This window comes from Herbidospora mongoliensis (genome assembly GCF_001570545.1).
In the GTDB taxonomy this organism is placed as follows: Bacteria; Actinomycetota; Actinomycetes; order Streptosporangiales; family Streptosporangiaceae; genus Herbidospora; species Herbidospora mongoliensis.
In genome coordinates this window covers 131,202-144,243 of record NZ_BBXD01000013.1, presented here as the reverse complement: position 1 = coordinate 144,243, position 13,042 = coordinate 131,202, and the positions used below count along the sequence as shown (strand labels likewise).

The 13,042-nt window shown below is 69.2% G+C and carries 13 protein-coding genes; 7 read left to right on the top strand and 6 right to left on the bottom strand.

The window, feature by feature from the left end; genetic code table 11:
* The first annotated feature begins 2 nt into the window (after nt 1-2).
* Together AW272_RS17735 and AW272_RS17730 are read left to right on the top strand one after the other, a co-directional pair.
* Entirely contained in the window at nt 3-1,163 is a 1,161-nt protein-coding gene (locus AW272_RS17735) for a mannosyltransferase family protein (RefSeq protein ID WP_169807562.1), read from the top strand.
* Entirely contained in the window at nt 1,126-1,677 is a 552-nt protein-coding gene (locus tag AW272_RS17730; protein WP_066366226.1) for a gamma carbonic anhydrase family protein, read from the top strand. Before AW272_RS17735 ends, AW272_RS17730 begins: the two co-directional genes overlap by 38 nt.
* Nucleotides 1,678-1,692: 15 nt before the next feature.
* Here the strand turns inward: AW272_RS17730 and AW272_RS17725 are convergent, their stop codons facing one another.
* A complete protein-coding gene (locus AW272_RS17725) occupies nt 1,693-2,481 on the bottom strand; it encodes an alpha/beta fold hydrolase (RefSeq protein WP_066366224.1) in 789 nt (262 codons plus the stop codon).
* A gap of 65 nt (nt 2,482-2,546) precedes the next feature.
* Between AW272_RS17725 and AW272_RS17720 the strand changes: the two genes are divergently transcribed.
* The 3 genes from AW272_RS17720 to AW272_RS17710 all read left to right on the top strand — a co-directional run bounded on the left by AW272_RS17720 (nt 2,547) and on the right by AW272_RS17710 (nt 7,506).
* Nucleotides 2,547-5,363, top strand: a complete 2,817-nt coding sequence (locus tag AW272_RS17720) for a helix-turn-helix transcriptional regulator (protein ID WP_369408737.1) — start codon at nt 2,547-2,549, stop codon at nt 5,361-5,363.
* A 44-nt stretch (nt 5,364-5,407) separates the two neighbouring features.
* The gene (locus AW272_RS17715) at nt 5,408-6,184 is read left to right on the top strand and encodes an oxidoreductase (protein ID WP_066366219.1); all 777 of its coding nucleotides are present in this window, start codon (nt 5,408-5,410) and stop codon (nt 6,182-6,184) included.
* A 266-nt stretch (nt 6,185-6,450) separates the two neighbouring features.
* Nucleotides 6,451-7,506: a coiled-coil domain-containing protein gene (locus tag AW272_RS17710; protein WP_066366217.1), complete on the top strand. Its 1,056-nt coding sequence runs from the start codon at nt 6,451-6,453 to the stop codon at nt 7,504-7,506.
* Between the two features lie 244 nt (nt 7,507-7,750).
* Here the strand turns inward: AW272_RS17710 and AW272_RS40675 are convergent, their stop codons facing one another.
* The 3 genes from AW272_RS40675 to AW272_RS17700 all read right to left on the bottom strand — a co-directional run bounded on the left by AW272_RS40675 (nt 7,751) and on the right by AW272_RS17700 (nt 9,566).
* Nucleotides 7,751-7,969: a hypothetical protein gene (locus AW272_RS40675; protein ID WP_083958415.1), complete on the bottom strand. Its 219-nt coding sequence runs from the start codon at nt 7,967-7,969 to the stop codon at nt 7,751-7,753.
* 141 nt (nt 7,970-8,110) lie between these two features.
* Entirely contained in the window at nt 8,111-8,863 is a 753-nt protein-coding gene (locus tag AW272_RS17705) for a GntR family transcriptional regulator (protein WP_066366216.1), read from the bottom strand.
* Between the two features lie 178 nt (nt 8,864-9,041).
* Nucleotides 9,042-9,566, bottom strand: coding sequence for a VanZ family protein (locus AW272_RS17700; protein ID WP_066366832.1), 525 nt, complete (start codon nt 9,564-9,566; stop codon nt 9,042-9,044).
* A 185-nt stretch (nt 9,567-9,751) separates the two neighbouring features.
* On the opposite strand from AW272_RS17700, the gene kynU reads away from it, so the two are divergent.
* The gene (gene kynU, locus AW272_RS17695; protein ID WP_066366215.1) at nt 9,752-10,969 is read left to right on the top strand and encodes a kynureninase; all 1,218 of its coding nucleotides are present in this window, start codon (nt 9,752-9,754) and stop codon (nt 10,967-10,969) included.
* Between the two features lie 8 nt (nt 10,970-10,977).
* On the opposite strand, the gene AW272_RS43190 is transcribed toward kynU, so the two are convergent.
* Complete coding sequence (locus AW272_RS43190) at nt 10,978-11,379, bottom strand: ClpX C4-type zinc finger protein (RefSeq protein WP_066366214.1); 402 nt, start codon at nt 11,377-11,379, stop codon at nt 10,978-10,980.
* A gap of 157 nt (nt 11,380-11,536) precedes the next feature.
* Here AW272_RS43190 and AW272_RS17685 point away from each other — a divergent pair, with 157 nt between their 5' ends.
* On the top strand, nt 11,537-11,818 hold the full coding sequence (locus AW272_RS17685) for a YiaA/YiaB family inner membrane protein (RefSeq protein WP_066366211.1): 282 nt from the start codon (nt 11,537-11,539) through the stop codon (nt 11,816-11,818).
* Here AW272_RS17685 and AW272_RS40670 read toward each other — a convergent pair.
* The gene (locus AW272_RS40670) at nt 11,815-13,011 is read right to left on the bottom strand and encodes a L,D-transpeptidase family protein (protein ID WP_083958414.1); all 1,197 of its coding nucleotides are present in this window, start codon (nt 13,009-13,011) and stop codon (nt 11,815-11,817) included. The genes AW272_RS17685 and AW272_RS40670 overlap by 4 nt on opposite strands.
* Nucleotides 13,012-13,042 lie beyond the last annotated feature (31 nt).

Genomic DNA, 13,042 nt, shown 5'->3' with positions numbered 1-13,042 from the left:
TCGTGACGGAGACCCAGCAGGCCAAAAGCGATGCGGACCAGCCGGACGACGCTCCCCCGACCCGGCGCGGGTGGCTCACGCAACCCGGTGACCGCACGGCCCTGGGCATCTGGTTCTTCTGGCACGTGGCGACCTACATCTACATGGTCCTGGCCGCCCCCGGCCGGACCGAGGCGCCGCTGCTCGACCGGCTGACGCCGTGGGACGCGGAGAACTTCATCACGATCGCCCAATACGGCTACGCGGGCGCCCCCGGGATGACCGACGCGCCCAAGCTGGTGGCGTTCTTCCCCGGGCTGCCGCTGCTGCTGCGCGACCTCAACTGGCTGATCCCGAACTACGACCTGCTGATCGTGCTGGTGTCGGTCGTGGGGAGCGCGGTCGTCGCCGTGTCGCTGTCGCGGCTGAGCAACTCGTACAAGGAGGGAACCGGCACCTGGACGACGCTGGCGTTCTTCCTGTCGCCGTGGGCGGTGTTCATGTGGGCGGGCTACTCGGAGGCGCCGTTCCTGGCGCTGGCGATCCCGGCCTGGCTGCTGGCCCGCAAGGGGCGCTGGGAGTGGGCGGCCGTCTGCGCGGCGTTCGCGTCGTCGATCCGCATCTCCGGGCTGTTCCTCGCGCTGGGCCTCGCGGTGATGTTCCTGGTCGCCGAGAACGGGTGGCGGGCGGACTGGAAGAAAGCCCTGTGGCTGGTGGTGCCTGGGCTGCCGGTGGTGGCCTACATGATCTTCCTGAAGGTCACCGTCGGCGAGTGGATGGCCTGGAACTCCGCCCAGTCCCAGTACTGGGGACGCTATCCCGAGCAGCCCTGGCAGGTGCTGGTCAACACGTGGAACCGCTCCCTGGAGGAGAGCGTGCTCCAGACCTCCTACCGTGAGGAGATCATCGCCGCGTTCGTCCTGGTGGCCGTCATCCTCTGGCAGCTGTTCCGCCGGCAGTGGGCCGACTTCGCCTATCTGTTGCCGCAAGCTGTCGCGTTGCTGGCCATGTCGTCGTTCTACATGTCGGTCGGTCGGGCATCGTTGCTGTGGTGGCCGCTCTACATCGGCATCGGCATCGCCGCCGCCCGCAACAGGTGGGCGTTCATGGCGTATGTCGCGGTGGCGGCGCCGGTCATGGCGATCAATGTCGGAAACTTCACCACGGGGGCCTGGGTTGGCTGAGGTGTTCGCTCTGGACGACGACCTGCCGTCGATCGATCCGACGGCCTGGATCGCGCCGGGCGCGGTCGTGGCCGGCCGGGTCCGCGTCGGCACGCAGGCCAATGTCTGGTACGGGAGCGTGCTGCGCGGAGACGACGAGTCGATCGAGGTCGGCGCGCAGTGCAACGTACAGGACCTGTGCTGTCTGCACGCCGACCCGGGCTTCCCCACGGTCCTGGAGCCCCGCGTGAGCGTCGGGCACCGGGCGGTGGTGCACGGCGCCTACGTCGAGACGGGCGCGCTGGTGGGCATCGGCGCGATCCTGATGAACGGCGCGCACATCGGCGCGGGCGCGCTGGTCGCCGCTGGTTCCCTGGTCACGCCGGGGAAGCGCTTCCCCGGCGGCGTGCTGCTCGCGGGCGCGCCCGCGAAGATCGTCCGGGATCTCGACGAAGACGACATCGCCGTGTTCGCCGAGACCCCCGACCGCTACATGGACAAGGCCCGCCGCCACGCCCGCGCGAGGCGCTGGTGACGGCGGGCCCCTGCGTCAGCGGGTGGCGCGGGCGGCCGCGGAGATGACGTCGGCGGCGTCCTCCGCGTGCGAGACCAGGGCCAGGTGCGAGGCGCCCTTGACCTCGGTGGTGTGCGCTCCGGCGCGCTTGGCCATGAACTTCTGGGCCGCGGTCGGGATGGCCTGGTCGGCCCCCGACACGAGGTACCAGGAGGGGATCTTCTTCCACGCCGCCACCGTGGCCTTGGCGTCGAGCGCGGCGTAGGAGACCGGACGCTGGGTCGCGGCGATCACGGCGACGTCGCGGGCGGGCAGGTCGGCGGCCACGGCGGCCCGGAACTTGGCGGGGTTGACGTAGACGTCGGTGCCGCCCGGGTAGTCGCGGGTGAGGAGGCTGGTGGGCAGCTGGCTGCCCGGGAACTTGCCGGTGAGGTCGAGGGCCGACTCGCCCACCTCGGGGACGTACCCGGCGACGTACACCAGCGCCTTGACGTTGGTGTGGCCGCTGGCGGCGGCGCTGATGACCGAGCCGCCGTAGGAGTGGCCGACCAGGATGACCGGCCCCGGGACGGTGGAGATGACGCTCGACACGTAGTCGGAGTCACCCTTGAGGTCGCGGAGGGGGTTGGCGGGCGCGATCACCGGATAGCCGGCCCCCTGAAGCTTCGCGACGACCTTGGTCCAGCTCGACGCGTCGGCGAACGCGCCGTGGACCAGGATGACGGTGGGCTTGGCCTGAGTGTGGCCGGTCGTGGCGAACGCGGGCGTGGACATGGCGGGGACCAGCGCGGTGAGCACGACGGCCAGCAGAAGCCTTTTGGGCATGGCGTTCTCCAAGAGGAAGAAGACGGGTTCAGCGGCCTAAGCTAGGAGCGGCCGGTCGGGGGCGCATGCGTCACCTGACTGCGGCGCGACTCAGTCACCGACTGAGGTTGGACAGGACCCCCCATCCGAGGCGAAAATACTCATATATGCCACCAGAACTGACGCAAGAGGCACTTTTCGGGCGTGAGTTTGAGCTGGGACGTCTCGCTGATCTTGTGGAAGGTGTCCGCGAAGGCGGCGCGGCGATCCTGATTCGAGGCGACGCCGGGATCGGGAAGTCGGCCCTCCTGCTGAACACGGCCGGGACGGCCGCCGCGCGGGGCATGCGGATCCTGCGGACGGCCGGGGCGCAGGCGGAGACGAACATGCCCTACGCCGGTCTGCACCAGCTGCTGCGGCCGCTCCGGACCGAGATCGGGGAACTGCCCGCTCCGCAGCGCGACGCCCTGGGAGCGGCGTTCGGGCTGATCGACGCCCCGGCGCCCGACCTCTTCCTCGTCGCCCTGGGAACGCTGAACCTCCTGAGTGAGGCGGCCGTGCGGACGCCCGTGCTCCTGCTGGCCGAGGACGTGCACTGGCTGGACCGGTCGAGCGCCGAGGTGCTCACGTTCGTCGCGCGGCGGCTGGAATCCGAGCCGATCCTGCTGGTGGCCGCGCTCCGCGACGGGTCGAAGAGCCCTCTGGAGGTCGCGGGGCTGCCGGAGCTGGTCCTCGACCGGCTCGACGACGCCGCCGCCACCGCCCTGCTCGACGCCCGCAGCCCCACCCTGACGCCGGAGTCGCGGGCGCGGGTGCTCCGGGAGGCGGCGGGCAACCCGCTGGCCCTCGTCGAACTGCCGATCGCCGTGGAGACGCTGCGGCCGCAGCCTGGGCGCCTTCCGCTGACGACCCGGCTGGAACAGACCTTCACCGCCCGCATGTCGGGGCTGCCGCCCGCCACCCGGACCCTGCTGCTGGTGGTCGCGATCAACGACGGGACCGCGCTGTGCGAGGCGCTGGACGCCACCGCGCTGATCCTCGGCACCGATGTGACGGCCGACGACCTCGCGCCGGCGGTGGCCGTCCGGCTGGTCGACCTCCACGAGACCGTGGTCTGGTTCCGCCACCCGCTCATGCGCTCGGCGATCCAGCAGGAGGTGAGCCGGTCCCGGCGGCACGCGGCGCACGCCGCCCTGGCCGACGTCCTGGCCAACCAGCCCGACCGCAGCCGCTGGCACCGGGCGGCCTCGACCAACCGTCCCGACGAGGAGATGGCGGCCGAACTGGAGACGGCGGCCCGCCGGGCCAGGCGGCGGGGAGACCTGCTGTCGGGCGTCGAGGGCCTCGAACGCGCCGCCCGGCTCAGCGAGGACCCCGGCCGGCGGCGGGAACGCCTGGTCCGTGCGGCCGAATGGGGGGCGGAGGCGGGCCGCCGCGACCTCACCGACCGGCTGGTGACCGAGGCCGAGCCCCTGACACTGTCGCCCCGGCAGCACGCCCGCGTCGTGTGGATACGCGAAAGCTTCGAAGAGGACATCCGCGACGACAGCGCGGCGGTGCGCTCCCTGGTCGACCTCGCCGAGACCGTGGCGAAGGAGGGCGAACTCGACCTGGCGTTGAAGCTGCTGTCGAGCGCGTCCCTGCGGTGCTTCTGGGCCCACACCGACGAGGAGTCACGAGATCTCGTCGTCGCCGCGGCCGAGAGCCTGCCCGTCGACGAGCACGACGGGTGGCTGCTGTCGATCCTGGCGTACGCGGCCCCGATCGAGCGCGGCCGGGTGGTGATCGAGCGGCTCCGCCGGTTGGCCGCCGACCGTCCCGGCGGCTGGGGGGCGGCCCGGCTGCTCGGCAGTTCGGCGCTGATGGTGGGGGCCTTCGACCTGTCGGAGGAGTTCTGCGCCCTGTCGCTGCCGCGGCTCCGCGTGCAGGGCCGGCTCAGCCACCTGTGCCGCGACCTCGGGGCGCAGGCCTGGAGCGCCGCCCGGCTGGCCGATCTCGGCGTGGCGATGTCCGCCGCCGAGGAGGCCGCCCGGCTGGCCCAGGAGACGTCCCTGCCGCTGATGCACGCCATGGCCCACGCCTCGGGCGCCGTGGTCGCCTCGTTGCGAGGGAACCAGGACCGGATGGAGGGCCTCGCCTCGGTGGCCGAGCAGGCCGCCCTGCCCATCGGGGCGCGTCCGGTGCTGGCCACCGTGCAGCACGCGCGCGGGCTCGCCGCCCTCGGCGAGGGGCGCTACACCGACGCGTACGACCACCTGCGCCGCATGCACGACCCCGCCGATCCCGCCTTCCACCCGGCCCTGCGCTGCTTCAGCCTGGCCGAGCTCGCGGACGCCGCGACCCACTGCGGCAAGGGCCACGCGATCGCCGGCATCGTGGCGGAGATGGAGGAGGTGGCCCGCCTCACCCCGTCACCCGCCCTGCACGCCGACCTGCGCTACACCAGGGCCGTGCTGGCGGACGAGGCCGCCGCCGAGTCCCTCTACATCGCCGCGCTCGACGCCGACCTGCGCCGGCTGCCCTTCGTCCGGGCGCGGGTGCAGCTGGCCTACGGCGAGTGGCTGCGCCGCCAGCGGCGCACGGCCGAGTCGCGCGCGCCGCTGCGGACGGCCAGGGAGACCTTCGACGCGCTCGGCGTCATCCCGTGGAGCGAGCGGGCCTGGCAGGAACTGCGCGCCTCCGGGGAGAACAGCCGCCGCCGCACCGGCGACGCCCGTGACGTCCTCACCGCCCAGGAGCTCCAGATCGCCCAGATGGCGGCCGACGGCATGACCAACCGGGAGATCGGCGAGAAGCTCTTCATGTCCCACCGGACCGTCGGCTCACATCTCTACCGGATCTTCCCCAAGCTGGAGATCACCTCGCGATCGGCGCTGGCCACGGCCCTGCGCGGGTCAGACTGACCTCGCGGCCCGGCCTGCGGACAAGAGCCTGTAGACAGGACGACATGGACCTGAATCTGAAGGACAAGGTCGCCGTGGTGACCGGCGCGAGCAAGGGCATCGGCCTGGCCATCACCCGGGCACTGGTCGAAGAGGGTGCACGTGTGGTCGCCGGCTCCCGGCGGAGCACCCCCGAGCTGGCGGAACTCGACGGGGTGCGGGTGGTCCAGGTGGACCTGTCCACTGCGGAGGGCCCGGCCGACCTCGTCGCCGCCGCGCTGGAACTCGGCCGCCTCGACATCCTGGTCAACAACGTCGGCGCGGTCTCGCCCAGGCTGGGGGGATTCCTGGAGGTCACCGACGACCAGTGGCTCCAGTCGCTGACACTCAACCTGATGGCGGCGATCCGCACCACCCGCGCCGCCCTGCCCACCATGCTCGCGGCCGGGCACGGCACCATCGTCACCACGAGCTCGGTCAACGCCTTCCTGCCCGACCCATTGGTGATCGACTACAGCGCTGCCAAGGCCGCCCTGACGAACTTCTCCAAAGCCCTGTCGAAAGAGGTCGGGGCGCACGGCATCCGCGTCAACACCGTCAGCCCCGGCCCGGTGACCACCGACCTGTGGCTCGGCGACCAGGGCATGGCCGCGACCGTCGGCGCAGCCAAGGACACCGACCCCGGGGGAGTGGCCGCCCAGGTCGCGTCCCAGGCGGAGACGGGCCGCTTCACCCATCCGGAAGAGGTGGCCGACCTGGTGGTGTTCCTGGCGAGCGACCGGGCCGGAAACGTCACCGGCACCGACTTCGTCATCGACGGGGGCTTGAATCAGTCGTTGTAGGGGTGCCTAACCAGCGGCATTGATCTTGGGTGCCCAACTGTCACACATTTGTCCCTTGATGTTTGCGCGAGCGCGTCCGTGTCTGGACTGAGGAACGCAGGAGAGCGAAGCGAACCGTAGTGACGAGGGAAGACGCGGACTGAAGGCGCTCGCGCCCGCCGAGCCGGAGGCTCGGCCGAATAACGGGGTTCGGGTTGCGGGTTCGCGCTGATAGCAGGAAAGTCGTGTCTTGATACGTCTTCCCGCCATCTCCCCCAAGGCTCTTCATGACGAACCAGACTGACAGTTTCCCCGACCTCATGAGCGACGACTCGTTCGAAGTCGTCATGCGTGGATACAGCCGCCGTCAGGTGCACGACTACATGATCCGTACCCGGAACCAGATTCGTGATCTTGAGGAGCGCCTGGCACGTACCATTGACCAAGCCGAGCAGAGCCGGCTGGAGCTCGCCGAGGCCCGCCGGAAACTGACCGAGTCTCCGCAGAGCCCCGATGAGCTGGGAGAGCGGCTGAGCCAGATCCTCAAGCTCGCCCACGAAGAGGCGCGGGCCAACAAGGAGGCCTCGGAGAGCGCGGCGTCGCAGACGCGTGACCTTGCGGCCAACGAGGCCGACCGCGTGGTGACCACGGCCCGGGAGCAGGCCGACTCGATCAGGGCCGCGGCGCAGGAGGAGGCCGAGCGGCGCATCCACGACGCGACCTCGTCGGCCGAGCGCCTGCTGGCGCAGGCCGGGGCCGAGGCGGAGGAGAAGGTGGCCACCGCCAACGCCGAGGCCGAGGAGACGGTGCGGGACGCGCGGGCCGAGGCCGACCGGCGGATCACCGCCGCGACGCTGGAGTCGGAGAAGCTGGTGACCGACGCGAACTCGGCGTCCGACCAGACCTTGACTTCGGCCAAGCAGCGTGCGGGACTCCTTGACGAGCACACCGGACGGCGTGTGGTCTATTTGACCGACACCCACACCGAGGTGATGCGCCGCCTCAACGAGATCGGCGCCGTGCTGGGCGATCTGCTGCACCGCGAGCAGGCCGCCGGCACGCTGATCGACGAGGCCTCGGTGCTGCCGCCGGCCCCGTCCATCGACGAGGAGATCCCGGCACTTCGGGCCGAGGAGGAAGAGGAAGAGGTTCCGGCGGCGACCGCGCAGCCGGCAGCCACGCCTTCCCCGGACGCCGCCGGTTCCGATGAGCAGGTTGATCAGGCCGCCGAGGAGGATGACTCCGATGACGAGCACGTGATCGTCGACCGTGATCCCGCCGTCGCTGCCGCGCCGGTGGACCTGCGACGCGGGCTGCCTCCGATGGATGCCCGCGGCGCGTAGTTGGAGGAGATGGGCCCGCCAATGGGGTGGCGGCGGGCCCACCGCCGTTCGGTGAGCGGGGACGGCTGCCGGTCGTACCCGCTGCTGCGCTCCGGCCGACGTCGTCGGCGGCCGGTGTGGTGCCCCGTGAGAGCGCCCTTTTTTGGCTGGCACCAGTGGAAAGCGCCCCCACGGGGGTCTGTGTATGTGAAAGCGGAAGCCTCCGCCCCCGATAGGGTCGGAGGCTTCCGCGCTTCGGTGGGCATCAGGGATCCGCCGAATTGGCACGTTCCTCTTGGTCGCGTAACAACTGGCGTAATCCCTCCGGCTCGTCCGCGTCGATGGTCATCGCGCAGCCGGCCTCGCGCTGTGCGGATGTCAGCGGATGGTGCCGGGTAGCCCACCACCGTCCCGCATCACTCCGCCAGATAGTCCATTCCGGATACTCGCGGGCAATCTCGGCAAGATGCCGGTCAAAGGACATCTGCCCACCTTTCCCCTCGCCGAGCCGCCCCGGGTGTACCCCGATCTCCTTGACGTCTCTCTCTCAAGGTGCGGGACATCTCTAGAGAAGACAAGATCCTGGGAGGACAGGTCCACCTATCGTCTGATTTTTCAACTTGAACTACGCATCGAAGTCGTACTGGAGTACATACGAAGCCGCGTCGAGTGTCATCTCGTTCAGCTCAACCGGTATGCCTCCCGAGGTGTACGCCGTGCGCACCACGACGATGATCGGGTTGCCCGGCGGCAGATGGAGGAGCTCGGCCTCCTGGGGCTGTGGCATCCGTGCGCGTAATTCCTCGGTGAAATGGGCCGGAAGGTAGCCGAGGTCGCCCAGGCGGGCGTAGACGCCGCCAGGGCCCGTGTCGGGCAGGGTGATGGCGGTTCCTTCCACCAGGTCGGCGGGGAAGTGGGAGACGGCCAGCTGGACGGGCCTGCCGTCCACGTTGTAGCGCCTTCTTCGGATCCAGACCTCGTCGGCGTCGAGGACGCGCCCGATGTCCTCGCTCGCCGGCAGCCGTTCGATGTGGACCTCGTCGACGGTGTAAGCCCTGCCCCGGGTATCGGAGTCCCAGATCGCACGTCCTTGCCCCCACTGTTCGCGGGACAGTCGTCGTGACCCATGCCGTCTGATGGGTCGAAACAGCCTCACATAGACCCCCGAGCCTCGACGTGGAACTGCCAGGCCCTCATTGATCAAGACAGCCAGCGCCTGCCGTGCGGTGGCACGCGCTATGCCGTACTCGGTCATGAGGGCGTTTTCGCCCGGTAGCCGCTCCCCATCGCGGAGTTCGCCGGACAGGATCTGCGTGCGCAGCCGGTCGGCGATACGCCGGTAGATGGGGGGCTCGTGATGCACCGGGGACTCAGTCACGTTTGATCACCCTCTGTCACCAACGGGGGGTTAGCGTCTCCAGAGAACTTGCCCCGTCTTGTCCACGATCGCACAGCGAGAAAGGTTGGTCCCGAGCCCAATTTGAGCGAATCGGGCCCCTGTGGCGATCTTCAGCGGTTTGTGCAGCCCGTTACCATGGAACGGTGCAAGCCGGTATTCACCCGGGCCACCAACGCTGAGTCATGACCGCAGCCAGGACGGCACCCGTCGTGTTCAGCAGGATGTCATCGACTGACGACACACGGTGGAGCTCCAGGCCGTATTGAAGTAACTCGACGGTAAGAGATCCGGCCGCCGCGACGGCTGCGACGATCTTCAAACGAGCCAACTTTTGAGACCTGAGGGGCAAAAGCGCCCCCAGTGCGGCGAACACCAGAAGGTTGCCTCCGACCTGCACGAACGCCGTCGAGGCCGGGCCCGTCACAACCTGTGCAAGATCGTGAAAGGGAAGCAGACCGACCGCCCGGCCAGGAGTCGAGGGGTCACCGGGAGTGAGAATCATCCAGATCCACGGCGCCGTGCCGATCACGATGAAGACGTCCGCGTACGCCGTCCGCGCAGGTTCGGGATGTTTGGAACGCTCCCGGAGCCGAGTCAGCAGGTGGGCGACACCCCATCCGGCCGGAATGGTCAAGAGGGTGGCGATGACGACATGTCCCCATAGGTCCCATGCCAGCAACATGACTGTGTCCTTTTTGGCATCCATTGGGCCGGTCGTTCCGGACACCCCATGGCACTTGCGGTCAGGGTTTAAAGGGTTGCAGAACTCAGCCGTAAATGGTCACCAGAAGGTGGCCCAATGGGAAGCCAGCCATTGGTGACGCATTGGGCTGCCGAGTCAGGATATTTCTGGAGATGATGTCTCGCATGAGCATCACCCGCGCCGGCTGCGCCGCCCTCGACTCCGCCGATCCCCTTCGTGGTTTCCGTGCGGAGTTCGTCCTGCCGGAGAACGTGGTCTACATGCTCGGCAACTCGCTCGGCGCGCTGCCGCGGCGCACGGCCGAGGCCGTCGCCCACACGGTGACCACCGAGTGGGGGCGTGACCTGGGGCAGAGCTGGAACACCGCCGGATGGTGGAATCTGCCCGAGGTGATCGGCGACCGGCTGGCCCAATTGATCGGCGCGGCCCCCGGCACGGTGCTCTGCGGCGAGTCCACTTCGGTCTCGATCTTCAAAGTGATGTCGGCCGCCGTCCGGCTGCGTCCGGGCCGGCGGACTGTTGTGGTGGAGTCCGAGGGCTTTCCGACCGATCGGTACGCGGTCCAGGGTCTTGCGGCGGGCTTCGACCTGAACGTGCGTGATTTCGGTCCCGACGGTTCGCTTTCCGAGAACCTGGATGAAGACGTCGCGGTGGTCCTGCTGTCGCAGGTCGACTACCGGACCGGCGCGCTGCGGGACATGGCCGCCGACACGGCGCTCGTGCACGCCGCCGGGGCGCTGGCGGTCTGGGACCTGTGCCACAGCGCGGGGGCGCTGCCCGTCGAGGTGGGCGCGATCGACTTCGCGGTCGGATGCACGTACAAATATCTGAACGGCGGGCCCGGAGCGCCGGCCTATCTCTACTGCGCGCCCGGGCACCTGTCGGAGGCCGAGCCGGTGCTGCGGGGCTGGCACGGCCATGTCTCGCCGTTCGCGTTCGAGCCGGACTACCGGCCCGCGAACGGGATCCGCCGGTTCGCCGTCGGCACCCCGCCGATCCTGTCGCTGACCGCGCTGGGCGCCTCGCTGGAACTGTGGCAGAAGGTCGACATCCGCTCGGTGCGGGCCAAGAGCGTCGGGCTGACCGAGATGTTCATCGAGCTGACCGAGCACCTCGGGCTCGAACTCGCCACCCCGCGCGACCCGGCCGGGCGCGGCAGCCAGATCAGCTTCCGCCACGAGAACGGCTATCCGATCATGCGGGCCATGATCGACCACGGGGTGCACGGCGACTTCCGCGCCCCCGACATCATGCGGTTCGGTTTCACCCCGCTCTACCTGCGCTACGTCGATGTGTACGACGCCGCGGACGCCCTCGCCGAGATCATCGGCAAGGGCATCTGGCGGGACGAGCGGTATCAGCGTCAGGTGACGGTGACGTAGTTCTCCGCTTACTTGGTCTTCGCCTTGTCGGCGACGATCTCGGCGGCCAGCGCGACGCACTCGGCGCAGATCCGGCCACCCTCGCCGTAGACCATGTGCAGGTGTGGGTTGGGTGGCTTGCGGCAGAACGAGCAGGCCGCCGCGCGCCGGACCTTGCGGGCCGTGAACGGGTGGGTGAAATTGCGGGTGAAACGCTTGCGTGCGGCCTGCTTCGACACGCCGAGGCGGTCACCGATGGCCGTCCAGGAGGTGCCCGCGGCGCGGGCGTCGCGGACCGCCAGATCGATCAAGGCGTCGGCGTCGCGGGTCAGCTCCTGGCTCAGCTCGTTGGCTGCGGCCAGGGTTTCCAGCGGGTCAGAGGGGTTGGCCGCGCGTTTGCGTGCGCGGGCGAGTAACTCTGATGGCTCCATGTTGACAACTTTAGGTTGTCGTCTGAGTCAGGGCAACTCGCCGGGTCGTTTCCGCGCCGCTCTTCCTCGGGGAGGCCGGCTACTCATGCGCTACTCACCGGTAACTTGGGATGCGGAACTCAGGTCCGCCCTCTGGCCGGACCGCCAGCATTGGCCTATGAGCAAGCCCGTCCGAAATAAGACCACGTCCGCCTATTTCGCCCAGTCCGTCATCTCGTTCGGACTGGCGCTCGGCGCCCTCACGCTCGGGGTCGCCTACCTGCCCGTGGACCCTTGGATCAGGTCGTTCTTCGCCGTCGGCGTCTTCTACCTGGTGACCGCGTCGTTCACGCTGGCCAAGGTGATCCGCGACCGGCAGGAGGAGACGGCCGTGGTGGCCCGGGTCGACCAGGCCAGACTCGACCGGCTCCTCGCGGAGCATGATCCCTATCAGAACTAGACATACTTGCTTTGCGCGCCGTGAACATGGACGGGTTCGCCTGACTTGACCATGGCGTACACGATCTTCGAAGTGTGAATCGGAATCCGGATGCATCCGTGTGAGGCCGGATATTTCGGTACCTGCGATGATCCGTGCATGGCGATGCCGCCGTTGAAGTAGATCGAGTTGAACATCGTGCCGAGCGGGCTCGTCGTCCAGCCCGGTGCGCGCGTCCCCGCTGAGAAGGTGCCGGCGGGGGTGCGCGCGAAGCCGCAGTGGCCGTTGTCGCAGTACGACCGGTTGGCGCCGGTCGAGATGTGCGTCGTGAGGTCGGCCCTGCCGTTGCGCCAGATGGTCAGCAGCTGACGTCGGACGTCGATCTCCACCCGGTTGGTGAGCTTGGGGCGGACCAGCGGTCTGACCCGGCGCGGGTGGCGGAGCGCCCGCATCGTGTCCTGGTCGATGCGGTTGGTCATGCGCAGCCCGTTGACCTTCTGGAAGGCCCAGACGGCGTACCGCGTGGTCTCGCCGTAGCGGCCGTCGTCGACGCCGGAGTCGAAGCCCAGCATCCGCAGGCGCTGCTTCATCGCCCGGATCTGGTGGCTCTTCTCACCGAACTTCATGACTTCGGGACGCCGGTGCTCGCGGCGCCGGGACTCCTCGTGGCGCTGGTGGCTCGCGGGCTGAGCGTTCCCGTGATGGGCGTTCGCGTGGTGGCCGTTCGCGTGGTGCGCGTGCCCGTGATGGGCGTTCGCGTGGTGGGCGTTCGCGTGTTGGCTGTTCGCGTGGTGCGCGTGCCCTTGATGGGCGTTCGCGTGATGGTTGTTGCCGTGCTGAGCGTGCCCGGGATGGGCGTCGTGGTGCCGTGCGGGCGTGTTCGGGTGCGCGTGACGTGGTTCCTCGTGGCGGTGCTGCGCGGTCGGATGATCGTTGCGCGTGTTGGCGAACCGATAGCGCACGTTCGGGCGCCCCTGGCCGGCGCGGTTGTTCGCCGCGACGTGGGTGCGGGTCGCAGCCGGGCGCCGGTCCCGTGTGTTGTGGTCACGGTTCACGGTCGGGCGCCCGTGCTGCCTGTTCTCCTGTACGTGCTTGTGGTGCCGGTCCTTCACGGCGTGGCGGCCGTGCTCTCTATCCGCCGAGTCGGCGAAGGCAGCCGATCCGGTGATCAACGCCAGCCCGAATCCGAGGCTGACGACCATATATGTCCGCATGGGGGCGAAATTCCCAGGATGATCACCGAAC